Raw genomic sequence first — 26,572 nt, forward strand, 5'->3', positions numbered from 1 at the left:
ACACACTATGTTGTCGCAATTTTTCATTAAAAGACCGATATTTGCAGCCGTGCTGTCATTGCTGTTTCTTATCACTGGGGCGATTGCCGTTTGGCAGTTGCCTATTACCGAATATCCAGAGGTGGTACCGCCAACGGTAGTGGTCACCGCAAACTACCCTGGCGCTAACCCTAAAGTGATTGCCGAAACGGTTGCCTCGCCCCTAGAGCAAGAAATCAACGGCGTCGAAGATATGTTGTATATGTCATCCCAAGCGACCTCTGATGGACGGATGACCTTAACCATCACTTTTGCCATCGGCACCGATGTCGATAGGGCACAAACCCAAGTGCAGAGCCGAGTGGATAGGGCTATGCCACGTTTACCTCAGGAGGTACAACGTCTTGGTATTGTTACTGAAAAATCATCGCCAGACTTGACCATGGTGGTGCATTTGTTATCGCCGGATAATCGTTACGACATGTTGTATCTGTCTAACTATGCGGCGCTAAATGTAAAAGATGAGTTGGCACGCATTAAAGGCGTGGGTGCGGTACGTTTGTTTGGTGCAGGGGAATATAGCCTGCGTATTTGGCTCGATCCGAATAAAGTCTCGGCGCTGGGTTTATCGCCTGCGGACATTATTGCCGCTGTGCGTGAGCAAAACCAACAGGCAGCAGCGGGCAGTTTAGGCGCGCAGCCTAGTGGCAGTGCTGACTTTCAACTTTTGATTAACGTGAAAGGCCGTTTAACTGAACTGTCTGAATTTGAAGATATTATCATCAAAGTTGGTCAAAACGCTGAGGTGATCCGCCTTAAGGATGTGGCGCGGGTGGAACTCGGGGCAACGAGCTATGCGCTGCGTTCATTGCTGGATAATAAGGATGCGGTGGCGATTCCGGTATTCCAAGCATCGGGCTCGAATGCGATTCAGATTTCCGACGATGTGCGCGCAGAAATGGCCAGACTCGCCAAGTCCTTCCCTGAAGGGCTGCAATACGAGATTGTGTACGACCCTACAGTCTTCGTGCGTGGCTCGATTGAAGCCGTGGTAAAAACCCTGCTCGAAGCCGTGCTTCTGGTGGTGTTAGTGGTGGTGCTATTCCTGCAAACTTGGCGTGCCTCGATTATTCCGCTGGTGGCTGTGCCTGTGTCTTTGGTGGGTACCTTTGCCTTTATGCATCTGCTCGGTTTCTCGTTAAACGCCTTGTCGCTATTTGGGCTGGTGCTCGCCATCGGTATCGTGGTTGACGATGCCATCGTCGTGGTGGAAAACGTCGAGCGTAATATTGCCGCAGGGTTAAGCCCTATGGCGGCAACGCAAAAGGCAATGAAGGAAGTGACAGGCCCGATTGTGGCAACCACCTTAGTGCTGGCGGCGGTGTTTATTCCAACGGCTTTTATGAGCGGCTTAACTGGGCAGTTCTATAAACAGTTTGCCTTGACTATTACTATCTCGACCTTTATCTCAGCGATTAACTCATTAACCTTAAGTCCGGCATTATCGGCGCTGTTACTCAAGAGTCATGATGCACCTAAGGACGGCTTAACGCGTCTAATGGATAAGTTGTTTGGTGCTTGGTTATTTGTGCCTTTTAATCGTTTATTTAACCGTGCATCCGATGGTTATGGCTACTTAGTGCGTAAGGTTATCCGTTTTGGCGGCATTATTGGCCTAGTGTATTTAGGCATGGTGGCGTTAACGGGAGTGCAATTTGCCAATACACCAACGGGTTATGTGCCTGGCCAAGATAAACAGTACTTAGTGGCCTTTGCTCAGTTGCCCGATGCGGCATCCCTTGAACGTACGGATAGTGTGATCAAGAAGATGTCTGAGATTGCGCTAAATCACCCCGGTGTGGCGCACTCGATTGCCTTCCCAGGCCTTAGCATCAATGGTTTTACTAATAGTCCTAACTCAGGCGTGGTGTTTGTCGCACTCGATGATTTTGAGTTACGTAAGAGTCCTGAACTGTCGGCGAATGCCATTGCAGGCCAATTGAATCAGCAATTTGCTGGCATTCAGGATGCGTTTATTGCCATCTTCCCGCCGCCACCTGTGCAAGGCCTCGGCACTATAGGAGGGTTCCGTCTGCAAATTCAAGACAGAGCCAACCTTGGTTATGAGGCCTTGTATCAGGTGACCCAACAAGTGATGTACAAGGCGTGGGCCGATCCACAATTAGCGGGGATATTTTCCAGCTATCAAGTGAATGTGCCACAACTTGAATTGGATATCGATCGGACTAAAGCGAAACAGCAGGCAGTGTCGCTCGATCAAATTTTCCAGACATTACAAACCTATATGGGTTCAACCTATGTCAACGATTTCAATCGGTTTGGCCGAACCTATCAGGTGAATATGCAGGCTGACGAGGCGTTCCGTCAAAGCCCGCAACAGATAAGTCAGTTAAAGGTGCCGAACGTGAATGGCGATATGATCCCACTAGGCTCCTTTATCAATGTGAGCCAGAGTGCGGGGCCCGATCGTGTGATGCACTATAACGGCTTTACGACCGCTGAAATCAACGGTGGCCCAGCGCCCGGTGTGAGCACAGGCCAAGCGCAGGCGGCGATTGAGAAAATCCTCGCCGAGACCCTGCCTATAGGGATGACCTACGAGTGGACTGAGTTGACCTATCAGCAAATCTTAGCGGGCAATACTGGGTTATTGGTGTTCCCTCTGGTGATCCTGCTGGTGTTTATGGTGCTGGCGGCACAATATGAGAGCTTAAGCCTGCCATTGGCGATTATCTTAATCATCCCAATGACACTGCTTTCAGCCCTTAGTGGTGTGCTGATTTACGGTGGGGATAATAATATTTTCACCCAGATTGGCCTGATAGTGCTGGTCGGGCTGGCGACAAAGAATGCGATTTTAATTGTCGAGTTCGCAAAGGAGAAACAAGATCACGGTATGGCACCTATGGAGGCGATATTAGAGGCGGCAAGATTACGTCTACGCCCTATTTTGATGACCTCTATCGCCTTTATTATGGGAGTGGTGCCTATGGTGTTCTCCACTGGCGCGGGCGCTGAGATGCGTCAAGCCATGGGCGTCGCGGTATTCGCCGGTATGATAGGGGTAACAGTGTTTGGTCTTATCCTAACGCCGCTGTTCTACTACGCACTGGCAAAGAGAGGCAGTAAAAATGTCGTGCAGTTAGAAGGTATTTCTACAAACCAACACCATGAAAAAACATAAGCTTCTATCTATGATTTTGATGTGAGTTTATCGTGTTAAAGGCCTGTGAAAACAGGCCTTTTGCTTTGTGGTGCTGATGTCGAATATACAGTCACGGTTTTTAACTTAAAGCAGTAACGCCTCATCTATCGGATGAAATTGAGACGCTGCATCCCTTAAGGATTTTGCCGTCAGGGTAGGGACGCCATAAACTTGAGTTTCAACCCCATATTTTTGATAGATTTTTTGCAGCAATAAATCGAAGTCGCCATCCCCAGACAATAAAATTACAGTATCGACTTCACTCGCCGCTTCCATAATATCGATAGTGATCCCGACATCCCAATCACCCTTGGCCGAGCCATCGCTGCGTTGGATAAACGGCTTTAACTTTACCTCAAAACCAATGTGCTTTAGCGCGTCTTGGAATTTCAATTGCCCATCGTCACCTTTGTGGATGGCATAGGCTACAGCTAACACTATGTCTCCTTCATAGCCTAAGTGTTGCCACAATTTACGGTAATTAAATTGACGACCATAGGCTTCGCGGCAGGTGTAATAGATGTTTTGCACATCGACAAATAAAGCGATTTTTTTCAAGGGATTTGTATATTGCTATTTGGGCTAAGAGTCCTTGCACTATAACACAATAAGTCGCTAAAGGCCGCGAAATGGGAGGGTTTGCACTTGGTTAAACGGGTAAACTGCCTCATTTGAGTTGTATTGGAGGGGGATTTAATATTTCGCTAAACACTAGGAGATTTAAAATATTGCGCTGGTGTGGTGCCAGTATATTGCTTAAAAAAGCTGATAAAGGCACTGTCACTGGAAAATTGTAAATTAAAGCCCACCTGCGCCACCGATACTCCCGCCGCTAATTGTTCAATGGCGGAGAGTAAACGCCATTGCTGGCGCCATGCTTGATAAGCCATTCCCGTCTGTGCGTTAAAAATACGGCTAATCGTGCGTTCACTGGCGCCAATTTCAATGGCCATCTTTTTAAGATTGGCAGGTTGTTTCTTTTGTTGCAGTTGCTTAAGCCAAGTTTTCAAGCGCTTATCCTGCGGTAGAGGTAAGACTAGATTTTCTGCCGTAGCATTTTCCAACTCTTCGCAAAGCAGGGAAAAGGCATTATGTTGACTTTGTCTGGGTTTGTCCCACGGCCAAAATGACATAGTGTCGATGAGTGCTTTGAGTAACGGATTAACATGGAAAATCGTGACTCGACTCGGCAAAGACGCAACAGTTTCTGGCTCAAAGTAGAGTGAGCGATAGGCAGCCACATTGCGCATGGTGACATGGTGTACAACGCCTGCGGGTAGCCAAGCCGCACGGGTTGGCGGTAGTACAACTTGGGTATCAGCCAAGTAAAACCTCATACAGCCAGCAGAAGCATAAAGCAGTTGAGCTTTGCTGTGGTGATGTGCGCCTGAATCGTGCTCCCCCATATCCGCAGCAATCCCTATCACTAGGTTGTCTAAGGTGTCGGGGTTGAATTGCAGATCGGGTTGAATAAAAGCCATCTTGTCCTATTTTTGATGTTTTTTGTTTAAGTATTATTAATTGTCATGTTTGGATTTTATCTATACTGCGTCCTCTTTGACAAGTATGGAGTGACATTTCGGTAAACCAACTCATTTTGTTTACTAAAATTCAATTGAAATCATGAATATAAAACCCCCTTTAGGGCTCGCTGTGCTGCTAATGATATTTCCGCAAGCTATGGAAACCATCTATAGCCCAGCATTGCCGAATATTGCAGAAAACTTTGCCGTGTCGGTTGCTGGCGCATCGCAAACCTTATCTGTGTACTTTATTGCCTTTGCCATAGGCGTATTTTGCTGGGGCCGCTTAGCCGACATTATTGGTCGTCGCAAAGCTATGCTCGCGGGATTAGTATGTTATGCCATTGGCTCAGCGTTAGCCTTGATGGTGAGCGATTTTAGCCTGTTGTTGCTGGCCCGCGTATTGTCGGCCTTTGGCGCGGCAGTGGGTTCTGTGATTACCCAAACTATGATGCGTGACAGTTATAGTGGAGAAGAATTAGCCAAAGTCTTTTCTGTGATGGGAATGTCACTTGGAATTAGCCCTGTTATCGGATTGCTACTGGGCAGCGTTCTCAGTGCGTATTGGGGGTATCAAGGTGTGTTTGTCGCACTTATGGTTTCTGCCATAGTGCTGTTGTTTTTGTCGGTAAAATCCTTACCTGAAACCAAACCCGCACATAGCCAGAAAATAGCGATAGGTGAGTTAGCGTTTAAGATGCTTACCGACAGCGGGATTATTAAGAACACCTTCTTGGTGGCAGCGTTTAATCTGATGTGGTTTAGCTACTTTTCACTGGCACCATTTATGTTTGAGGCGCAAGGATTATCGACGCTTGCCTTCGGAACTAGTGGCTTACTATTAGGCTTTGGCGCATTCCTTGGCAGTTATTTTAATAGAATATTGCTAGGTCGAGGCCACACCAGCGTCTGGCTGGTTCGCTTAGCCAGTGCAATCGCACTTGTCGGTGGATTGGGTATTTGGCTATTTCAATCAACTGTAATAGGACTGAATAGTGTTTACTTTTTAGCGCCTATGCTCTTGATTGTGATTGCTTATGGGATCGCGATTCCAAACATACTCAGCTCGGCTCTGGCAAACTACCGTGCTTATACGGGCTCTGCTGGCGCACTCTTTGGACTGTTTTATTATATTTTGCTCGGAGCGGGATTGGGCTTTGTGGGCATGATTAACCATCTCGGAGGCGTCATTACGTTGGCGGCATTGCTCTGTACTGGGCTCTGTATTCGCGTCAGTACCGAGCAGGTTATTAACTCATCTCAGGCATAAATCAAAAAGCCAAGGTATTTGTACCTTGGCTTTTTATCATCTGAGCTGACGTTTTGTTTCTCTTAGTTTTCGATCACAGTTTTGTTATCAAGCTTTTGCCGTTTTTTCCTGTTGTTTGGCAGCCTCCTGCGCTGCTAATTCTTGGGCCTTAATGGCCGCTTCGAGTTTTGCTTCAACATAACCTGGTGAATGGGTGGCAGCCGAGATTAATCGATACATGGCTGGGATCACAAATAGTGTGACAAAGGTGGCAAATGCCATCCCAAAGAACACCACTGTACCTACGGCAATACGACTTTCTGAGCCAGCACCTGTCGAGAAAATCAGGGGGATAGCACCGACAAGTGTGGTGAAGGCCGTCATTAAGATTGGCCGTAAACGCCGTGTAGATGCATCAATAATGGCTTTATCGAGTTCAAAACCTCTGTCTCGTAATTGGTTAGCAAATTCAACAATTAAAATACCATTTTTAGTCACCATACCAATCAACATGATCATGCCAATTTGGCTGTAGATATTGATACCTTGGCTGGTGATCAGTAGACCTAAGAAACCCCCAAACACGCCCATAGGCACAGTAAACATCACGACTAATGGATTAATAAAGCTTTCAAATTGAGCCGCTAAGACCAGATATGCTACGAGTAACGCTAAGCCAAATACAATCAGAATACTACTTTGGTTTTCTTTAAATTCTTTGGATTCACCCGTGTAGCCAACGGAAATATCCTTAGGTAATAATTCGACCGCCTTATTTTCCAAAAATGCGAGTGATTCACCTAGGGTATAACCTTCACTGATATTGGCCTTTAGCGTGATTGATTTTTGCTTATTGGTGTGACTGAGTTTTTGCGCTGAAGCCACTTCCTCAATATGGGTCACAGTGTCTAAAGTGACTAATTCACCTTTTGCGGAGCGCATATAGATTTGGCTTAAGTCTCCGACGTTATTAAAGCTGTTTTCATCACCACGTAGATAGACATCGTATTCTTCACCGCGATCCACATAGGTGGTTTCTGTGCGGCCACCGAGCATGACTTCTAAGGTTTGGGAGACTTCATCAACACTGATCCCAAGTTCCGCGGCGCGTTCTTTATCTACGGTCACAATTAACTCAGGCGTGGTTTCCGCATAATCTAAGTCAGCGCCTTCCATCATAGGGCTCGCGTTTGCTTCCTCTTTTAAGATCTGCGCCCATTTAAATAGCTCAGTATAATCGGAGCCGCCAAGGACAAATTGTACGGGTTCACTCGATTGACCTCTAAAGCCCGGCATCATGGGGCGAACCATCACATCGGGGATATCTTTCAAGGCTGAGCTAATAATACCAAGGGCTTGCTGCGCCGTGACATCTCTGTGTTCCCAATCCTCTAACTGCATGATAACAAAACCGGTTTGATCGCCTGCACGGCCACCAAAAGCGGGGGCTTGTACGCTAAAAGATCGCAATACCCCTTGACCGAGTAGAGGCATGAGTCTGTCTTCGACTATGTCCATATTGGCTGTCATACGGTTATAGCTGGTACCTTCAGCGCCCTTTACAAAGGCGTATAACACACCGCGGTCTTCCTGTGGCGCGAGTTGTGACGGTACTTGTTGCATTAACCAAGCACTGCCACCTATGCAAGCCAAAATCACTAATGGGGCAATAAGACGAAACTGAATCGCTCTTGATACGGCAGCACGGTACACCTTCTCCATTCGTGCAAAACCACTATCGACCCAACGATTAAAGCGATTGGGCTTTACGTTCGCTTTGAGCAATTTGCTGCTAAGGACGGGGGTGAGGGTTAATGCGATAAGGGATGAGAACATAACCGATACGGCAAGCATGACCGAAAATTCGGTAAATAGCAGCCCGACCATACCTTCCATAAATGATATAGGTAGAAAGACCATCACTAATACAGCCGTTGTGGCAACAACCGCAAAACCCACTTCACGAGTGCCTTTATAGGCCGCAAGCAGCGGTTCTTCTCCTTTTTCTATATGGTGGAATATGTTTTCAACCACCACGATGGCATCATCGACAACTAGGCCAATAGCGAGAATTAATGCCATTAAGGTCAATAAGTTAATCGAGTAACCAAACATATTGGCAGCGATAAATGCCGAAATAAGTGATACGGGAACCGTCACAGCAGGGATGAGTGTCGCCCTTGCTTGCCCAATAAAGATATAGAGCACTAATACGACTAAGGCGCCCGTCACAAACAGGGTGTTATAGACTTCGTTAATAGAACGGTCAATAAACACCGTTGAATCGAAATCAACAACGAGGCTTGTTCCTTCTGGAAGAAAATTTTGTACGCGGTCGACTTCTTTGTGTACCTCTTGGGCCACCACTAACGGGTTGGCATCGGACTGAGTAATAATCCCTAAACTGAGGTTTACAATACCATCGCTCTTAAAGGTCGAGTTTTCATTCTGTGCACCAACAGCGACATCTGCGACATCTTTTAAATAAATAGGCGTGCCATCGCTGGCTGTGCGTACCACTAAGTAGTCAAAATCCTTTGGTGTGTAATATAGACGTTTCGTTCTCACTGACATGACAGTGGTGTCATTACGCACTTGCCCACCGGGTGTTTCGACGTTTTCCTTACGTAATGCATTGGTGATATCCGTGACGGTCACGTTACGTCCTGCCATTTGCTCGGGTCTGAGCTTGACGTACATAACCTTATATAAACCACCTGAAATACTAATTGAACTCACACCGCTGATCAGGCTGAACCTATCTTCCAATACGCGCTGGGCATAATCGGTCAATTGTGTACGGTCCATAATACTCGAACTTAAATTGACATAGACAGAGGGTTCTCCTGAACCATTATCCTTAGATACAACGGGGTCCTTCGCATCTTCAGGGAGCCTACGTTGGGCGCGGGCAACCGCATCACGGACATCGCTTACACCTTCTGTTAAATTCCAGCCAAGCAGGAATTTCACCGTGATGCGCGAGCTACCATTACGTGTAGTAGAGGTGATTTCATCTATGCCGCTGATCCCTGTTAATTCATCTTCCAGAGTTTTAGTGATTTGGCTTTCCATAATGGCCGCAGAAGCACCTGAATAGCTGGTGCTGATGGTGACCACTGGGCTTTCGACATCGGGCATTTCACGCACCGATAGCTTAGTGAAAGATACAAACCCGAATACGCATAACAATAGGCTTAATACGATTGCAACGACGGGGCGTTTAACTGAAACATCGGATAGCCACATTATTTGGTCTCCGTCGCTTTAGTATTTGAAGGTGTTGCTGCTCGTTCTGAACTATCGGTATTTTTTGAACCGAGTGTAACCTCATTGATTTTTAAGCCATCGCGCATATTCACTAAGCCCTGCACGACGACTTTATCACCAATCTTTAAACCGTTATCAATAAGCACTTGATCGCCAATACGCGCCCCTAAAATTACCTCAGTACGCTTAGCAATATGGTCGTCGCCAACGACATAGACATAGCGTTTAGTGCCTGAATATTCCAAGGCTTGGACTGGCACTATGGGTGCTGATATGGCGGGAAATGTGATGGTCGATGACATCATCATGCCAGGCTTTAAGCGATCTTTAGGGTTATCAAATTGTACGCGGATCTTAAGGTTTAAGGTTTCTTCGTTTACGCGAGGATCGATTGCCACCACTTTGCCCATAAAGGTTTCGCCTGGCCAAGCGCGACTTGTGGCTGAGACGGGCATACCAATGCTGAGCTGCGCTAAATAATGCTCCGGAACTTGCAGGTCAAGGCGCATGCTGGATAAATCATCCAATGTCATCAACTCTGTTCCCACACTGACCATTTTGCCTTCGCTGAAATTAATTAACCCCGTTTTACCAGCAAATGGCGCAATCAGTGAGTGATAATGTAAATCTGCTTGGGCGGAGGTTAAGCGTGCTTGTGCAATATCAACACTGGCTTTTTGTGCGTCAATTTCGGTTTGAGTAATGGCATTACGGCTGATCAGTTTTTCAAATTCTTTAAGTTTACGCTTTTCGTCATTGAGGTATGCGTTGGCTTCGGCTACTGCGGCCTGTGCTTTCATATCATCAAGCTCGATTAAGAGTTGGCCTTTTTTCACGGCTTGGTTGGATGTGACGGCGATTTGTTTTATTTTCCCCGTCACTTGAGGGGCTATCACTACAGCGCGTTCTGCCGCGAGTTTGCCTATAAGCGAAATAGATTGAGTCAGCGGATGTTCAACCACTTCACCTGTCACCACGGGAACGGTACGCATCAGATGTGGTGCGCTCTCGGGTTTAGCCGCTAGAAGGACATCACTAAAACTGACTGCTGTGGCAACAACCGCAAGCAGGGTTATGGCAATAATGGTTTTTTTCATTTGTATGATTATCTCGCACAAAGGCTGTTAAGAGGGCGATAGCACTATGATGGCTATTCTAGTGAATAACGTACGCTTATTGGGTAAAAGTTTGTAAAGTTAAGCTCACGAAAGTGAAAGAAATTGTGTTTTTCATTCAATTAAGGCAATTAATGGAATGACTAGGGTGTTTTTTGTACTATGGCAGTGTTGGTTAAACGCAATATATTGAAAAACTGAATAATACGGTTAAGGTGTTTTAGGTGGCAAGTTACAAGGCAAGCTTATGATATGAGCTTGCCTTGTTATATGATGTTTGTTCTATTATTGCATGGCATTGATAACGGATTGGCTATCCACAAACTGTTCAAAGCTGATGATTTTACCTTGATGTAATTGCCAAAGATGAGCAACTCGTGCGCTAAAGGTTTTGCCCGTTTTTACATAACGACCGCTATAAGTACCGTAGGCAAATACTTTATTTCCTTGAGCGACATAGTCTTCAATAATGACGCGATAGTTATCCCATTCGCTTCCTAGTCTATCAAATACATTGTTGGCTATATCGCTAAAACCTATGTAAGTACCTGCATAGGGAAACCCAACCGCCTCAGTCCAGCGCGCATCTTCCGCCAACGCTTGTTTCAGATTACGGGCGTTTTCGGCTGAATTTTGTCCTTCGTAGGTACTTTTTACGATGGCGAGATTATCCTCGGTTTGCCTTAATAATATGGCTTCAGTGGTTAAATGTGCCTGTGAGTCCTGTTTTTCAATCATATGCTTTTGGGTTTGCGTGGTTATTGCCGTATCAGGGTTATTCATTTTGATCACCAAATTGATCTTTAAGGTAGCTTAACCACTGGGCGGGTTTGCCATAAAAGCGGTTGATATTAATGGCGATTATTTTGCCGTTATCAGCCTCTATCGCTATCGAAGGAAAGCCTTGGCCACCTATCTGGTTGAGCAGCGCCCGTGATTCGACTATATGCTTATCGAGTTTGTCTTCAGCTTGCGCATATTGTGCTGCGAAGGCGTTGGGGCTAAATCCCTGCACTGTGGCTAATCTTGTGAGATTGCCTTTATCACTAGCACTGTGGCCATCACGGTAATGGGCCAGTTGTACTGAGTGTAGATAGGCCAAACTGTCGCCGCCCATAGCATCGACTGCCAGCATGGCTTTAATGGGCGGCGCCGAGTCGAGTAGGATTGTTGTATCGCGCAGCAAACCATTAAAGTAGTTTTCGCCAAAAGGCTGGCCGGTTAGCTCAGCAATACGCAAATCGTGGGGCATAACATAGTCGCGCCAGTTAACATCTATTTGTTTGCGTCTTGGGCCCGTGAGCATACCGCCGCCGTGCAGCTTAATGGTAAACCCTGCTTTTGCTGCAGCATCAAGCAGTGGCGCTGCCGCATAGCACCAACCACATAAAGGGTCGATAATGGCGTGCAGAGTGCGCGTTTTGGTTTCTGGAGTGCTGTTGGTTGAATTTGCTAAATGAGCCGTTGGGTGAGTCATAGTGTTAAACCTTTTGGGGCTTAAATAGCACTTAAGTTAGTTACTAAAAGCCTTTTAAAATCATCGATTAAAATTGTTAGGTTGGTACAGTGTAAGAGGCACGTAGTTACTTACGTGCCTGTATCTACAAAATGATCTACAAAGTGTGTTGGGCTTACATAGGCCAGGTCATTTCGCCCATGTAAACTTTGGCGCTGATCTCAAGCCCTGCATCGGCTGGCATTTGTGGGTATAGCGCCAGCATCTTTTGGATTAATTCGGCTGAATCTTTTGAGGCTTTTGCTGCGACTTCAAAGGCTTTCACATATTCACGGGTAAAACCAATGGCGCGGGTATCAAATCGCGCTTCGCCTAAGTAGTGCCCTGGGATAACGGTAGTCGGCAACAGTTTTTCCATTGCATCTAAATGGGCTAGCCATTCTTGACGCTCAGAGGCAGTTTGAGTGTCAGCCATCCAAACATGCGTGTTATCAAATACTTCTACGCCACCTGTAATGGTTTTTGCCGATGGCACCCACAGGAAAGTGTGTTTAGGGTGTTTATCATTAAAACCTTTGATAATCACTTGCTCACCGTCGATAGTGAAAGTGTCACTGTGAATCGCCTTAGGTAACACTAATTCCTTTGGTGCATTGTCTTTTAAAATCGGTCCCCAGTAAGCGAGCTTGCCCTCCATTGAGGCTTTAATGGCATCGACAGTGGTTTGAGTGGCGACAATTTCTGCATCGGGGAAATTCTTTTTAATCACGGCTAAACCGAAATAAAAGTCAGGATCGCTATGGCTGATATACACCTGAGTCAGTTTTTTACCGCTGGCCTTAATGGTATCAACCAATGTTTGGGCATCGTTATTTTGAAATTGCGCATCGACTAACATCATTTCGTGTTCGCCGCTGATAAAGCTTGATGACACGGCAAAGATGCTATTTTCGCCCGGATTAAAATGGCTCACTTGCAATGGCGCAGCATTGACTGCACTGAGCCCCGCCAGCAGCAAAGTGGCAGCTAGGCTGATGTTAGATGAGGCCTTCAATGTGGCGTTAACTGTGTTGCGTATTGCATAGGTCGATGTGTTCATTTGTGGCTCACTTATATTCAAGATTTAAGTCGTTGATTTGCAGTTGTTGCAAAAGTGAGTAAAGTATAGGTTGCAAAAACCACTAGATAAATGCGTTAAAATGCCCATGTTTGTTGCATCAATCGGACGAATTACCGTGCGTTCTTGAGTCTATAAATGAGTCTTTGAGTGATTGAAAGTGAGTGGAGATAGGTAATGGACAGACTCGAAGCGGCTAAGGTGTTTGTGACTATTGTTGAGCGCGGCAGCATGATCAGCGCCGCTAATGCTTTAGACATGTCACGCTCTATGGTGACCCGTTATTTGAGCGAAATGGAAGACTGGTCTGGTGCTAGGTTGTTGCATCGCTCGACGCGTAGCCTCAGTTTAACGCCTGCGGGTGAGCAAGTGCTGGATTATTGCCATCGACTGCTCGAACTGGCTAACGAAGTACCGGCGGTCAGTCATGCTGGTGTGACGATCCCGCGGGGATTGCTTCGCATTAGCTGCTCACAATTTATGGCACATCAGATTTTAGCGCCTGTAGTGCGCCAATATTTAGCCAGTTATCCGCAGGCGAGCGTGAATTTCCACGTGAGCAGCCAAACCGTCGATCTGGTTGCTGAGCGAATTGATTTGGCTATTCGTATCACTAATGAGCTTGACCCTAATCTTATCGCGAGGCGCTTGGGTGAATGTGAGTCTGTGGTGTGCGCCGCACCGAGTTATCTTGCCGCGCGCGCCGCCGTGCTGCATCCCGAAGATTTAACTCAGCATAACTGCTTAACCTATTCCTATTTTGGCGATGTGATGTGGCGCTTTTATCAAACCGATGTAGGGGCGAAACAGGCTCAGGCGCTGAACCCCGAGTCTAAGTTAAACCAAGGGCAGGCGTTTAATGTGCCAGTGAATGGTAATTTTAGCGCCAATGATTCCATGGTGGTGCTTAATGCCACGCTGGCGGGCGAGGGGATTGCGATGCAACCGCTATGGGCGGCGAAACCCTATTTAGATTCGGGCCAGTTAGTGCCTTTATTAACTGAGTTCATGCCTCAATCCCTCGGTGTGTATGGCGTGTATCAATCCCGCAAACATATGCAGCCCGCCTTAAGAGTGATGATGGATATGCTGGTGGCCTACTTTGCCAGCTTGAATTGAAATAGTGCCAGTTTGAAATAGTGCCAGTTTGAAATAGCGAAAAATTCACGCCCTAAATTGAATGGAATAAAAAGGAGCTTAACCTTTTTGAGTTAAACTCCTCAGATTTACACTTGTCTAGATTCTAGATTCTAGATTCTAGATTTACTTTATCATCCGCTTATATTTCAAGCGGTGTGGCTCAACCACATCGGCGCCATAGGTGTTTTTCAGCCATGCCGAGTATTCGGTGTAGTTACCTTCGTAGAAGTTCACTTGGCCTTCGTCACGATAATCCAGAATGTGGGTCGCGATACGGTCGAGGAACCAACGGTCATGGGAAATCACCATAGCGCAACCTGGGAATTCCAGAATCGCTTCTTCCAATGCGCGCAGGGTTTCAACGTCTAAGTCGTTGGTCGGTTCGTCGAGTAACAAGACGTTACCGCCCGCTTGCAGCAGTTTGGCTAAATGCACGCGGTTACGCTCACCGCCCGATAGTGTACCGATGATTTTTTGCTGATCCGCACCACGGAAGTTAAAGCGGCCCACGTAGGCACGGCTCGGGATTTCCATGTTGTTGATGCGCATGATGTCTTGGCCACCGGAAATTTCTTGCCAGATAGTGTTTTTATCATTCATCGAATCGCGGAACTGCTCAACCGATGCCAGTTGTACGGTTTCACCTAATTCAATGGTGCCGCTGTCTGGCGTTTCTGCGCCGGATAGCATGCGGAATAGCGTCGATTTACCCGCACCGTTGGCACCGATAATGCCGACGATAGCGCCCTTAGGCACAGAAAACGACAGATTATCAATAAGGACGCGGTCACCATAGGACTTAGTCAGGTTATTCACTTCAATAACTTTGTCACCTAAACGCGGTCCGGGCGGAATAAACAGCTCGTTGGTTTCGTTGCGTTTTTGGTAATCGTTAGTATTCAGTTCTTCAAAGCGCGCCATACGGGCTTTGCCCTTAGACTGACGGCCTTTAGCGCCTTGGCGCACCCATTCTAATTCTTTCGCAATGGTTTTTTGACGGGCGCTTTCTGCGGCAGATTCTTGCTTTAAGCGTGCATCTTTTTGCTCAAGCCATGAAGAATAGTTACCTTCCCATGGGATACCTTCACCGCGGTCGAGTTCTAAAATCCAGCCAGCAGCATTGTCGAGGAAGTATCTGTCATGGGTAATCGCGACCACAGTACCGGCATATTCCTGCAGGAAGTGCTCAAGCCATGCCACGGACTCAGCATCCAAGTGGTTGGTGGGTTCGTCGAGGAGTAGCATTTCTGGCTTTTCAAGCAGCAAGCGACAAATCGCCACGCGGCGACGTTCACCACCCGATAACACTTCGATTTTCTCATCCCAATCCGGCAGACGCAGGGCGTTAGCGGCGCGCTCGAGGATATGCTCTAAGTTATGGGCATCTTGGGCTTGAATAATGGCTTCGAGTTCGCCTTGTTCTTTGGCAAGGGCATCGAAGTCTGCATCGGGTTCTGCGTAGGCAGCATAAACTTCGTCTAAGCGTTTTAAGGCGTTTTTGGCTTCAGAAACCGCTTCTTCAATCGCTTCACGCACGGTTTGTGTCGGATCGAGTTTAGGCTCCTGCGGCAGGTAACCAATCTTGAGGCCCGGCATTGGGCGCGCTTCACCTTCAATTTCGGTGTCGATACCCGCCATAATGCGCAGTAGGGTGGATTTACCTGAACCGTTGAGGCCTAATACGCCAATTTTGGCACCGGGGAAAAAGCTTAAAGAAATATCTTTAAGGATCTGCTTCTTAGGTGGAACAACTTTACCCACTCGCAGCATGCTGTAAACAAACTGAGCCATTTTTCTCTATCTTAAGTGACTAATGATGCGGCTAATTCTACTCGATTGCGCGCCGAACTCAACTCGACAATGAGCCAAGTTCAAGCACTATCTGCAGGAATTTCATGTTTCAAATACTGGGATTGTGGTCACGATCCGAGTAGAATACCGCGCAACCCTACCTATAAGAATTGGCAGCTGGAGTAAGCAATGCTGAAAAAAGATATGAATATCGCAGATTATGATCCGGAACTGTTTAACGCAATTCAGAATGAAACTCTGCGTCAAGAAGAGCATATTGAGCTGATTGCTTCTGAAAACTACACCAGTCCACGCGTGATGGAAGCGCAAGGTTCACAGTTAACCAATAAGTACGCTGAAGGCTATCCAGGCAAGCGTTACTACGGTGGTTGTGAGTATGTGGACGTAGTTGAAACCTTAGCGATTGAACGTGCTAAACAACTGTTTGGCGCAACTTACGCTAACGTACAACCTCATTCAGGTTCACAGGCAAACAGCGCTGTTTACATGGCATTGTTAAAACCTGGCGATACCGTATTGGGCATGAACTTAGCCCACGGTGGTCACTTGACCCACGGTTCACCCGTTAACTTCTCTGGCAAACTGTACAACATCATTCCTTACGGTATCGACGAGTCTGGCAAAATTGACTACGAAGAGATGGAACGTATTGCCATAGAACACAAGCCTAAGATGATGATCGGCGGTTTCTCTGCCTATTCAGGTATCGTTGACTGGGCAAAAATGCGTGAAATCGCAGATAAAATAGGTGCTTACCTATTTGTTGATATGGCGCACGTTGCCGGTCTTATTGCTGCGGGCGTTTATCCAAACCCAGTACCACACGCGCACGTTGTGACATCTACGACCCACAAAACCTTAGCGGGTCCTCGTGGTGGCGTGATCTTATCTGCTGCTGACGATGAAGACTTGTACAAAAAGTTGAACTCTGCGGTATTCCCAGGCGGTCAAGGTGGCCCATTGATGCACGTTATCGCTGGTAAAGCGGTGGCGTTCAAAGAAGCCCTAGAGCCAGAATTTAAAGTTTACCAACAGCAAGTGGTTAACAACGCTAAAGCTATGGTTGAAGTGTTCCTTGAGCGCGGTTACAAAATCGTCTCTGGCGGAACCAGCAACCACTTAATGCTAGTTGACCTGATTGGTCGTGACTTAACGGGTAAAGAAGCCGATGCCGCCTTAGGTAGTGCTAACATTACCGTGAACAAAAACTCAGTGCCAAATGATCCACGTTCACCCTTTGTGACATCAGGTGTGCGTATCGGTACGCCAGCCATTACGCGCCGCGGCTTTAAAGAAGCGGAATCGAAAGAGCTGACCGGCTGGATTTGTGACATCCTTGATGATGCTAACAATCCTGCAGTGATTGAGCGTGTTAAAGGCCAAGTATTGGCACTGTGCGCACGCTTCCCTGTTTACGGTTAATCTGTAAATAGTCTCCTTTTTGTGGTGCTGAGCCTAACAAGCATCAGATGGTTAACCTCAGCCCATAAATAGGATAAAATCCCATGGCCGCATTAAGCGGCCATTTTTATTGCTAAAATCTTAGACTTAAACCAAACAGGCTAACCTTAGATAACATAGTAAAGCCAACGGCTTTACGTCATTCACTGGCAGGAGGCTCAATGCATTGTCCATTTTGCAGCGCGACAGATACTAAAGTCATCGATTCTCGATTAGTGGCGGAAGGCCATCAAGTGCGCCGTCGCCGAGAATGCACCGAATGCCATGAAAGATTTACCACCTTTGAAGGTGCCGAGTTAGTCATGCCTAGGGTGATCAAGCGCGATGGTTCACGCCAACCCTTCGATGAAGAAAAACTCCAAAGTGGAATGTTGCGCGCCGTTGAAAAACGTCCTGTGTCTATGGATGAAATCGAGCAAGCGCTCAGCAAAATCAAGTCCACTCTGCGCGCCACGGGCGAGCGGGAAGTGCCGTCAGAAATGGTGGGTAACTTGATGATGGAACAATTGATGAACCTCGATAAAGTTGCCTATATACGTTTTGCTTCCGTATACCGCGCCTTCGAAGACGTGTCTGAATTTGGCGAAGCCATCGCCAAACTGCAAAAGTAGTTATTCAGCTTTTGTCGCCTTAGAAGGTTGACGTGCAGTTGTCGCAGACGTAAAAAACAGATTTATAAGACAGGTGAAAGCCGAAACCTTTAACAACAGGGTTGAACATGAGCTTGAACATAACTTGGTCCGCACTCGATATTCAAATGATGAGCCGCGCGATTCAATTGGCACGCAAAGGCTTTTATACCACTCGGCCCAATCCTAGTGTGGGCTGCGTTATCGTTAAAGATAACCAAATCATCGGTGAAGGTTATCATCAAAAAGCGGGTGAACCCCACGCCGAAGTGCATGCGCTACGTATGGCTGGTGAACGCGCCCGCGGCGCAACAGCCTATGTCACCTTAGAGCCATGCAGTCATTATGGTCGCACACCGCCCTGCGCCTTGGCGCTGATCAATATTGGCGTTAAACGTGTGGTGGTGGCGGTAGAAGATCCAAATCCGCAAGTGGGGGGGCGCGGTATTCAAATGCTGCGCGACGCCGGCATTGAAGTGGATGTGGGATTACATCGCGATGAAGCCTATGCCTTAAATTTAGGCTTTATGAAGCGGATGGAATCAGGTTTACCCAGAGTTACGGTAAAATTAGCCGCAAGTCTTGATGGAAAAACTGCGCTGTCTAATGGTGTGTCTAAATGGATAACTGGCCCAGAATCGCGCCGGGATGTGCAGCGCTTACGCTTACGTTCCTGCGCGCTAGTTACGGGGATCGAAACCATACTGGCAGACGATCCTTTGCTTAATGTGCGTTATCAAGAGCTTGGTAGCTTAAAAGACAGGGTAACCGAGGCGCAATTACTTCAGCCATTAAGAGTCATACTCGACAGTCGCGCCCGTTTGCCGTTATCTGCTGCATGTTTGGCTATTGTATCGCCGATACTCTTGGTCTCGACCGTGGCTTATCCCGCAGACTTTCAAGCACAATTGCCCTCCCATGTGAGTTGCCTCCTGTTACCTGCAATTGAAGGTCGCGTCTCGCTTCCTGAACTATTAAGCTATTTAGGCCAAAGCTGTAATCACGTGCTGGTGGAAGCGGGGGCAACCTTAGCGGGCGCTTTTTTAGCAGAGGGGCTTGCCGATGAGTTAGTGCTATACCAAGCGATGAAAATCCTCGGTGGGCATGGTCGTAATCTGCTGCAACTGCCCGATTATCAAACCATGGCACACATTCCTGCACTCACGTTGGTCGATGAGCGCAAAATAGGGCCTGATACCCGTTTAACCTTGAGTGTTAAGCTTGATACTTCTTTATTTAATTAAGTGAGTTAACCATGTTTACTGGGATTATTGAAGCCGTTGGCATCCTGCGAAAACTGGAGCGTAAAGGCGATGATATTCGTCTTACCGTGGCGAGCGGCAAACTGGATTTAACCGATGTGCGTTTAGGCGACAGTATTGCCACCAATGGCGTGTGCTTAACGGTTGTGCAGCAACTAGCCGACGGTTATGTGGCTGATGTTTCAGCAGAAACAGTGAGTCTAACCGGGTTTGCCAACTATAAAGTGGGCACTAAAGTGAATCTTGAAAAGGCCGTTACTCCCACCACGCGTTTAGGTGGCCATATGGTCAGCGGCCATGTGGACGGTATTGCAACGGTTGAGCAACGCTTAGTGCGTGGGCAAGCCATCGAGTTTTGGTTAGCCGCACCCGCAGAGCTTGGGCGTTACATAGCCCACAAAGGTTCCATTACCATTGACGGCGTGAGTCTGACGGTGAACGAAGTGGACGGCAGTCGATTCCGCTTGACCATAGTGCCCCATACCGCAGGTGAAACCACCTTAATCGACCTGCAAGCGGGCGATAAGGTGAATATCGAAGTGGATTTAATCGCCCGTTATCTTGAACGCTTGATGAATTATGATGGCAAAGACAGCAAGAGCGGTGGCGTCACCATGGAAATGTTAGCCCGTGCCGGGTTTGTGCGTTAGTGCACTGGCAATCGTTCTGCTAAGAGATAAAATTTCATAACAAGTCACATTATAAAGGTCCTACAATGGCGCTGCACAGTATAGAAGAGATCATCGAAGATATTCGTCAAGGCAAAATGGTTATTTTGATGGATGACGAAGATAGAGAGAACGAAGGTGATTTGATCATGGCGGCCGAAATGGTCACGCCAGAAGCGATTAACTTTATGGCCAAATATGGCCGTGGACTCATTTGCCAGACCATGACTAAAGCCCGTTGCCAGCAGTTAAATCTGCCTTTAATGGTGACGAATAATAACGCTCAGTTCTCGACTAACTTTACGGTTTCTATTGAAGCGGCTGAAGGTGTGACAACTGGTATTTCGGCCCACGATCGCGCTGTAACGGTAAAAACGGCTGTGGCTAAAGACGCTAAAGCGGCTGATTTAGTGCAACCTGGGCATATCTTCCCGTTAATGGCACAGGACGGCGGCGTATTAACCCGCGCTGGCCACACTGAAGCAGGCTGTGATTTAGCCCGTCTTGCGGGACTTGAACCATCTGGCGTTATCGTTGAAATTTTAAACGAAGACGGCACTATGGCACGTCGCCCAGATTTAGAGATTTTCTCCGAGTTGCATGGCATCAAAATAGGCACTATCGCGGCTTTAATCGAGTATCGCAATACCAAAGAAACCACGGTTGTGCGCGAAGCTAAATGCAAACTACCGACCCGTTTCGGCGAGTTTGACATGGTGACTTTTAGAGACACAATCGACAATCAACTGCATTTCGCCTTAGTCAAAGGAGAGGTGAAAGAAGATTGTTTGGTGCGCGTGCATTTGCAAAATACTTTCAACGATTTACTCCACTCAGAGCGCGATCAGCAACGCAGCTGGCCACTCGAAAAGGCGATGGAGCGTATTTCTGCAGAAGGTGGTGTATTGGTTTTACTCGGGAATCAAGAGCATCCCTGTGAAATCCTTTCTAAGGTGAAAGCCTTTGAAGCCGAAGATCAAGGCCAAGCGCCTGTTTCTGCAAAATGGCAGGGGACGTCGCGCCGTGTGGGTGTGGGTTCGCAAATCCTCGCTAGCCTTGGCGTGACTAAGATGCGTCTGCTCAGCTCGCCTAAACGCTACCATTCACTTTCAGGCTTTGGCCTTGAAGTGACTGAGTATGTGGCGGACTGAAACCCAAAGTTACACTGAAGTAAAATTAACAATTTCTGATAATTTGCATAGGGCTCTGGGCAATTGGCTGTGATATCATGTCGCCACTTTTCGCCCCGAGCTGGGTGCTTTAGCAAAATTTAGGTAAGATAATGAACATAGTTCAAGGTAATATCGAAGCGAAAAATGCCAAAGTTGCGATTGTAATTTCGCGTTTCAACAGCTTTTTAGTTGAGAGCTTGCTTGAAGGTGCACTTGACACGCTTAAACGTTTTGGCCAAGTCAGCGACGACAATATCACTGTTGTCCGTGTACCAGGTGCGGTTGAGTTGCCGCTAGCTGCGCGTCGCGTTGCTGCCAGTGGTAAATTCGACGGTATTATCGCATTAGGTGCGGTGATCCGTGGTGGTACCCCTCATTTTGATTTTGTTGCAGGCGAATGTAATAAAGGTCTAGCTCAAGTTGCTTTAGAATTTGATCTGCCTGTTGCCTTCGGTGTGTTGACCACAGATACCATAGAACAAGCTATCGAACGTTCAGGTACCAAAGCGGGTAATAAAGGCGGCGAAGCTGCTTTAAGCCTGCTTGAAATGGTCAATGTTCTGCAAGAACTTGAACAACAGTTGTAATAGTAGGAAAAATAATGAAGCCTTCTGAGCGCCGCAAGGCCCGCCGTTTAGCCGTTCAAGCCATCTATTCATGGCAACTAAGCGGGAATAATATTGCCGATGTCGAGCATGAGTTTTTAACTGAGCAGAGTCTCGACGGTGTTGATGTAGCTTATTTTCGTGAGCTATTTTCAGGCGTTGCAACGAAGAAACCCCAGTTGGATGAGCTGATCATCCCGCATCTGGAGCGCCCGATCGATGAAGTGTCTCCTGTTGAGAAAGCCATAGTACGTTTAGCGACCTATGAGCTGACTTTCCGTAAAGATGTGCCCTACAAGGTCGCGATTAACGAGGCGATTGAGTTGGCAAAAGCTTTCGGTGCGGACGAGAGTCATAAGTTTGTGAACGGACTGCTCGACAAACTGGTTGCACGCAAGTAATAAAGACAAACGGTATCTTAGGATACCGTTTTTCATTGCTAACAAAGGTGGCCGATGTAAGTCGTGCCAAACTGTACAGTGAAAGAATTCCAATTAATTGAATGTTATTTTAGCAACCGCGGCCCCACTCGCCGTGATGTGAAGCTTGGCATCGGTGACGATTGCGCTTTAGTGCAACCCGCAGAAAACAAGTCGATTGCTATCTCCTGTGACACCTTAGTCGAAAATGTCCATTTCTTCCCCGATATGCCTCCTGCAGCCTTAGGTTATAAAGCCTTAGCGGTAAATTTATCTGATCTGGCAGCCATGGGCGCTGAACCTGCGTGGATGACGCTTGCCTTAACGCTACCCGAAGTCGATGAAACCTGGCTAAGTGGTTTTAGTGAAGGCTTGTTTGAAGCCGCCGAGTACTATGGCATCGCCTTAATTGGTGGTGATACGACTCGTGGTCCACGGGCGATTAACATCACAGTGCACGGCCAAGTCCCACAGGGTAAGGCACTCACTCGTCATGGTGCTAAAGTGGGAGATTGGATCTATGTTACGGGCACACTCGGAGATTCGGCCTTAGGTCTGGATATCATTCGAGGCGCGCAACAGGCCAGAGCCGAGCATAAAGAATTCCTGATTAATCGCCATTATCGTCCAACACCAAGAGTTTTAGCGGGCCAAGCTTTGCGTTCGCTTGCCTCCAGTGCTATCGACCTTTCTGACGGGTTTATCTCGGATATAGGCCATATTCTTAAGGCTTCTGGTGTGGGAGCCATTGTCGATGTGGCTAATATTCCTCTGTCCCGTGCGATGCAAGATACCGTTAGTGAGGAGCATGCCTTAGGTTATGCGCTGACCGGTGGCGAAGATTATGAACTGCTGTTTACGGTTCCTGAGTCCCAAAAGGGCGCGCTTGAAACCGCCTTGAGCCATGCGGGGGCAAAGTTTGTTCGTGTTGGACAAATTTGTGCGGGCAGTAAGCTCAAGTTGCAACGCAATGGTGAGCCGTTTACGCCGCCGTATCACGGTTTCGAGCACTTTTAAGCGAAGATCATATTAATGAAATGGTTGTCAAAGGATCAGGTGCTAACGCGCCTATCATTAAAAAATCCTGTCCACTTTTTGGCACTCGGTTTCGGTAGTGGGCTCGCCGCAAAGGCGCCGGGTACTTTTGGTACTTTAGCCGCAATCCCTTTATATTTGCTCTTAGCACCGCTGCCTTTGGGGTGGTATTTAGGTTTGACTGTATTCGGTGCTTTGGCAGGCATTTACATTTGTGGTCAAGCTGCTAAAGATATGGGGGTACACGATCACGGTGCGATTGTGTGGGATGAAGTGGTTGGGCTACTCATCACTATGATAGCGGCACCAGCAGGTTGGGGTTGGTTGTTAGTCGGCTTTGGTCTATTTCGCTTTTTTGACATCATCAAACCTTGGCCTATTCGATGGCTCGATGCCAAAGTTCATGGTGGCTTTGGCATTATGATTGACGATGTCTTAGCGGGTGTATTTGCCTTTATCTGTCTGCAAGGGCTAGTCTGGTGTGTTAGCTAACATTATCGTCAACCTAACATGATAGCTAAGCTGACATGTTAGTTAACATGGCCAACAACTAGCCTTTAGTTTTTGATATAGCCCCTTAGCTTTTGATATGGCGTGTGTAGATTCAAACGTGTAGCGACCTTATTCGTTATCTGATCCATACTACTATTGCAGCAGTTCCCTTGCGTTTGCTAGGGTATTGCTGGTGATAGTATCGCCACCTAACAGTCTTGCAAGCTCTTGAATGCGCTGCTCACGATCGAGCGACTTCATTGTGGTCTCAGTACTGCCTGCCTTATTAAATTTATCGACGAACATGTGTTGATGACCATTGCCCGCAACTTGTGGCAAGTGAGTCACGCACAGGACTTGGGTCGATTCCCCTAAGCTGCGTAACATACGGCCTACCACTGCGGCGGTAGGTCCTGAGATCCCGACATCCACCTCATCGAAAATTAATGTCGGTGTGGCAACTTTCTTCGCGGTAATCACTTGTATCCCTAATCCTATGCGTGAAAGCTCACCGCCAGACGCGACTTTCGAAATCGGTTGTAAGGGTTGGCCAGGGTTAGTGGTTACCATAAATTCGATATTGTCACTGCCGTTGGCTGACATTTGCTCGGGGTGGAAATTGACTTCGATCGTAAATTTACCCTTAGGCATATTCAGTTCGTGGATTGACTGAGTCACCAGTTTGTCGAGTTCCTTGGCGTAACGAGCACGGCTTTGGCTGAGCTTTTGGGCATTGCTAAGGTAAGCTGCTCTACTTGCCTCGACTTGTTGCTGAACTTCTTCGAGCTTGCTTTCATCACTGTCTAAGCTGCTGAGCTCTGCCTTTAATGCTAGATGATGTTCCGCCAGCTTATTCGGGCTGACATGGTGTTTGCGCGCCAGTTGCATGGCTTTTGATAGCCGTTCTTCTAAATAGGCGAAATGGGTCGGATCGAGTTCGAGCTTACTCAAATAGTGCTGTAATTCGCCTGCACTTTCTTGCACTAGGATTAAAGCATCATTGAGCATAGTGTTGATATTGCTTAATGCGGGATCGTAGTTTTGCAGATCTTCGGCGAGGGAAACGACGCGATTGAGCAGTGACTCTATATTGTTCTCTTCACCCTCTGTGAGTATATTTAAGCTCGCCTGACAGGTGGCAATTAACTCAGTGCCATTGGCTAAACGTTTGTGTTCTTGTTCAATTTCATCGAACTCGTCGACTTTAAGATCAAACTCATCGAGTTCTTCCACTTGATATTGGACTAATTGCTTACGAGCAATACGTTCATGCTGGGAGGCTTCGAGTTGTTTTAGGTCGGCCTCAATTTGCTTGCAGCGTTGAAAGCTAGCGGCAACTGTGTCGATAAGTAATCTGTGGTTGGCATAACTGTCGAGCAGGGTGAGCTGATGTTCACTCTTTAACATTGCATGGTGGGCATGTTGGCCGTGAATACCTATAAGCAACTGACCGAGTAATTTGAGTTGCGTCAGCGGTACTGGATTACCATTGATGTAGGCGCGCGAGCGGCCATCGCTACTAATGGTTCGGCGTAAAATACACTCATCATCGAGTTCAAGATCGTTATCTTCTAACCAACGCTTTGCTAGCGGAATATCATCTAAGGAAAAGCGGGCGCTGACCTCAGTTTTACTGGCACCAGGGCGAACACAACTGGCATCGGCGCGATTGCCTAGGCATAGACCTAGCGCATCGATGGCGATCGATTTACCTGCACCGGTTTCACCAGTGATGCTGGTCATTCCTGGGCGAAAATCCAGTTCTAAAAAACGGACGATAGCGAAGTTATTAATGCTGAGTTGGCAAAGCATAGTCAATTCCTGTCGAAAAATATACCAAACCACTGTATTGATAAACAGTATATACTGATTTTATATACAGTAAAGTGGATTGGGTAAATAATCGGCATTATCGCAGTAAATATTTTTAATTAACTGATTATGCATGAGTTCTTACTAGGCTTTCTAATATTGGCAGACTGAAAAAAGTGACTAAGGTGCCAAATAGAATGCCCTGAGCACTGGTTGAAGCTTGGGTATTGTAACGCTGTGCCAGTAAGTAAACGCTAGCTGCAGTGGGCAGTGCGCTGAGGATAACGCCCATGATCAGATAATCACCATGTACACCGCAGTATCTCAGCATAAAGTAGACTAGCGCGGGCTGTATACCCAGTTTAAAAAGGTTGATTAGACTTAACTCTAAAAAGTTTGAGAGACTAAAAATTTTGCTATCTTTTTGATATCGCATTGCTTTTGCTAATACCATACCAATAGCAAAAAGGGCACAGGGGCTTGAGGTATTGCCTATCTGCTGGATCATTAGCGCGAGACCTGATGGTAATTGAATGCCACTGGCGGATATTGCAACGCCAATCAAACTGCCAATTACGATAGGATTTTTACCTACCGCCATTGCCATTATCACTAAGGCATGGTGCTGTCTTTGAGTGTTAGTGGCAAGTTCTAATGATACTAGCGCGACTGCAAACATCAGTACCGATAGCAGGCTAGCAATGGCCGCTGCCACTAATGCACTTTGTTGTTGTGGAAAGATAATCATCAGTAATGGAATACCAATAAACGCGGTATTACCAAAGGTGGCATTTAGGGCTCTAATTGTCGCAATCGCGTGCTTTTTTGGGTTGGCTATCAGTGAAATACCTAAACAAATGAGATAGGTAATTAGCATTGCTGCACTATAGCCTGCAATAAATCCCCATTGTAAGATTTCGTTAATTGGCTGCTGAGCTAGGGCGATTAGCATGATCGCAGGAAAGGCAATGTAGTACACATATTGGTTTAATACTTGATCCGTTTCCACGGGGAGAAGTTTCAATTTTTGTACTAGTGTACCTAGTAGCATGATCCCGAAGACGGCAAACAGCGGGGTTAATAATGTCATTCCCTCACTCATCCTTATGATAGGGTCTTTCCTGTGTAAG

Annotated in this window: 22 protein-coding genes; 12 read left to right on the forward strand and 10 right to left on the reverse strand. The window is 47.0% G+C overall.

What is annotated here, in order from left to right:
• The first annotated feature begins 7 nt into the window (after positions 1-7).
• Positions 8-3,184, forward strand: coding sequence for an efflux RND transporter permease subunit (locus SPUTW3181_RS06295; RefSeq protein WP_011788572.1), 3,177 nt, complete (start codon positions 8-10; stop codon positions 3,182-3,184).
• 105 nt (positions 3,185-3,289) lie between these two features.
• Here SPUTW3181_RS06295 and SPUTW3181_RS06300 read toward each other — a convergent pair whose 3' ends face one another.
• Complete coding sequence (locus SPUTW3181_RS06300) at positions 3,290-3,763, reverse strand: NYN domain-containing protein (protein WP_011788573.1); 474 nt, start codon at positions 3,761-3,763, stop codon at positions 3,290-3,292.
• 146 nt (positions 3,764-3,909) lie between these two features.
• A complete protein-coding gene (locus SPUTW3181_RS06305) occupies positions 3,910-4,686 on the reverse strand; it encodes an AraC family transcriptional regulator (RefSeq protein ID WP_011788574.1) in 777 nt (258 codons plus the stop codon).
• Positions 4,687-4,828: 142 nt separating this feature from the next.
• Between SPUTW3181_RS06305 and SPUTW3181_RS06310 the strand changes: the two genes are divergently transcribed.
• Positions 4,829-5,998 carry a multidrug effflux MFS transporter gene (locus SPUTW3181_RS06310; RefSeq protein ID WP_011788575.1) on the forward strand — a complete coding sequence of 390 codons (1,170 nt, stop codon included), beginning with the start codon at positions 4,829-4,831 and terminating at the stop codon, positions 5,996-5,998.
• Between the two features lie 87 nt (positions 5,999-6,085).
• Here SPUTW3181_RS06310 and SPUTW3181_RS06315 read toward each other — a convergent pair whose 3' ends face one another.
• The 5 genes from SPUTW3181_RS06315 to SPUTW3181_RS06335 all read right to left on the reverse strand — a co-directional run bounded on the left by SPUTW3181_RS06315 (position 6,086) and on the right by SPUTW3181_RS06335 (position 12,917).
• Positions 6,086-9,226 (reverse strand): multidrug efflux RND transporter permease subunit, encoded by a 3,141-nt coding sequence (locus SPUTW3181_RS06315; RefSeq protein WP_011788576.1) that lies wholly within the window; start codon positions 9,224-9,226, stop codon positions 6,086-6,088.
• A complete protein-coding gene (locus SPUTW3181_RS06320; RefSeq protein WP_011788577.1) occupies positions 9,226-10,344 on the reverse strand; it encodes an efflux RND transporter periplasmic adaptor subunit in 1,119 nt (372 codons plus the stop codon). The genes SPUTW3181_RS06315 and SPUTW3181_RS06320 overlap by 1 nt, the downstream gene beginning before the upstream one ends.
• A gap of 303 nt (positions 10,345-10,647) precedes the next feature.
• Positions 10,648-11,145, reverse strand: a complete 498-nt coding sequence (locus SPUTW3181_RS06325) for a nuclear transport factor 2 family protein (RefSeq protein WP_011788578.1) — start codon at positions 11,143-11,145, stop codon at positions 10,648-10,650.
• Complete coding sequence (locus SPUTW3181_RS06330; RefSeq protein ID WP_011788579.1) at positions 11,138-11,839, reverse strand: DsbA family protein; 702 nt, start codon at positions 11,837-11,839, stop codon at positions 11,138-11,140. Before SPUTW3181_RS06330 ends, SPUTW3181_RS06325 begins: the two co-directional genes overlap by 8 nt.
• Positions 11,840-11,993: 154 nt before the next feature.
• On the reverse strand, positions 11,994-12,917 hold the full coding sequence (locus SPUTW3181_RS06335; RefSeq protein WP_011788580.1) for an MBL fold metallo-hydrolase: 924 nt from the start codon (positions 12,915-12,917) through the stop codon (positions 11,994-11,996).
• 195 nt (positions 12,918-13,112) lie between these two features.
• Here SPUTW3181_RS06335 and SPUTW3181_RS06340 point away from each other — a divergent pair, with 195 nt between their 5' ends.
• Positions 13,113-14,054 (forward strand): LysR family transcriptional regulator, encoded by a 942-nt coding sequence (locus SPUTW3181_RS06340; RefSeq protein ID WP_011788581.1) that lies wholly within the window; start codon positions 13,113-13,115, stop codon positions 14,052-14,054.
• 144 nt (positions 14,055-14,198) lie between these two features.
• On the opposite strand, the gene ettA is transcribed toward SPUTW3181_RS06340, so the two are convergent.
• Positions 14,199-15,866 carry an energy-dependent translational throttle protein EttA gene (gene ettA / locus SPUTW3181_RS06345; RefSeq protein ID WP_011788582.1) on the reverse strand — a complete coding sequence of 556 codons (1,668 nt, stop codon included), beginning with the start codon at positions 15,864-15,866 and terminating at the stop codon, positions 14,199-14,201.
• A gap of 189 nt (positions 15,867-16,055) precedes the next feature.
• Between ettA and glyA the strand changes: the two genes are divergently transcribed.
• The 9 genes from glyA to SPUTW3181_RS06390 all read left to right on the forward strand — a co-directional run bounded on the left by glyA (position 16,056) and on the right by SPUTW3181_RS06390 (position 23,630).
• Positions 16,056-17,309: a serine hydroxymethyltransferase gene (glyA, locus tag SPUTW3181_RS06350; protein ID WP_011788583.1), complete on the forward strand. Its 1,254-nt coding sequence runs from the start codon at positions 16,056-16,058 to the stop codon at positions 17,307-17,309.
• A 200-nt stretch (positions 17,310-17,509) separates the two neighbouring features.
• Positions 17,510-17,959: a transcriptional regulator NrdR gene (gene nrdR, locus SPUTW3181_RS06355; protein ID WP_011788584.1), complete on the forward strand. Its 450-nt coding sequence runs from the start codon at positions 17,510-17,512 to the stop codon at positions 17,957-17,959.
• Positions 17,960-18,066: 107 nt separating this feature from the next.
• Positions 18,067-19,221 carry a bifunctional diaminohydroxyphosphoribosylaminopyrimidine deaminase/5-amino-6-(5-phosphoribosylamino)uracil reductase RibD gene (gene ribD / locus SPUTW3181_RS06360; RefSeq protein ID WP_011788585.1) on the forward strand — a complete coding sequence of 385 codons (1,155 nt, stop codon included), beginning with the start codon at positions 18,067-18,069 and terminating at the stop codon, positions 19,219-19,221.
• 11 nt (positions 19,222-19,232) lie between these two features.
• Positions 19,233-19,889 carry a riboflavin synthase gene (locus tag SPUTW3181_RS06365; protein ID WP_011788586.1) on the forward strand — a complete coding sequence of 219 codons (657 nt, stop codon included), beginning with the start codon at positions 19,233-19,235 and terminating at the stop codon, positions 19,887-19,889.
• A gap of 65 nt (positions 19,890-19,954) precedes the next feature.
• Positions 19,955-21,058 (forward strand): bifunctional 3,4-dihydroxy-2-butanone-4-phosphate synthase/GTP cyclohydrolase II, encoded by a 1,104-nt coding sequence (gene ribBA, locus SPUTW3181_RS06370; RefSeq protein ID WP_011788587.1) that lies wholly within the window; start codon positions 19,955-19,957, stop codon positions 21,056-21,058.
• A gap of 131 nt (positions 21,059-21,189) precedes the next feature.
• Entirely contained in the window at positions 21,190-21,666 is a 477-nt protein-coding gene (ribE, locus tag SPUTW3181_RS06375) for a 6,7-dimethyl-8-ribityllumazine synthase (RefSeq protein WP_007646164.1), read from the forward strand.
• A 14-nt stretch (positions 21,667-21,680) separates the two neighbouring features.
• On the forward strand, positions 21,681-22,085 hold the full coding sequence (gene nusB, locus SPUTW3181_RS06380) for a transcription antitermination factor NusB (protein WP_011788588.1): 405 nt from the start codon (positions 21,681-21,683) through the stop codon (positions 22,083-22,085).
• Positions 22,086-22,163: 78 nt separating this feature from the next.
• Positions 22,164-23,120, forward strand: coding sequence for a thiamine-phosphate kinase (thiL, locus tag SPUTW3181_RS06385; protein WP_041408090.1), 957 nt, complete (start codon positions 22,164-22,166; stop codon positions 23,118-23,120).
• A 15-nt stretch (positions 23,121-23,135) separates the two neighbouring features.
• The gene (locus SPUTW3181_RS06390) at positions 23,136-23,630 is read left to right on the forward strand and encodes a phosphatidylglycerophosphatase A (RefSeq protein WP_011788590.1); all 495 of its coding nucleotides are present in this window, start codon (positions 23,136-23,138) and stop codon (positions 23,628-23,630) included.
• Positions 23,631-23,783: 153 nt separating this feature from the next.
• On the opposite strand, the gene recN is transcribed toward SPUTW3181_RS06390, so the two are convergent.
• Complete coding sequence (gene recN, locus SPUTW3181_RS06395) at positions 23,784-25,442, reverse strand: DNA repair protein RecN (protein WP_011788591.1); 1,659 nt, start codon at positions 25,440-25,442, stop codon at positions 23,784-23,786.
• A gap of 127 nt (positions 25,443-25,569) precedes the next feature.
• A complete protein-coding gene (locus SPUTW3181_RS06400; RefSeq protein ID WP_011788592.1) occupies positions 25,570-26,532 on the reverse strand; it encodes an AEC family transporter in 963 nt (320 codons plus the stop codon).
• Between the last annotated feature and the right edge of the window lie 40 nt (positions 26,533-26,572).

Origin of the sequence: Shewanella sp. W3-18-1, assembly GCF_000015185.1 — a bacterium.
GTDB classification, from domain to species: domain Bacteria; phylum Pseudomonadota; class Gammaproteobacteria; order Enterobacterales; family Shewanellaceae; genus Shewanella; species Shewanella putrefaciens.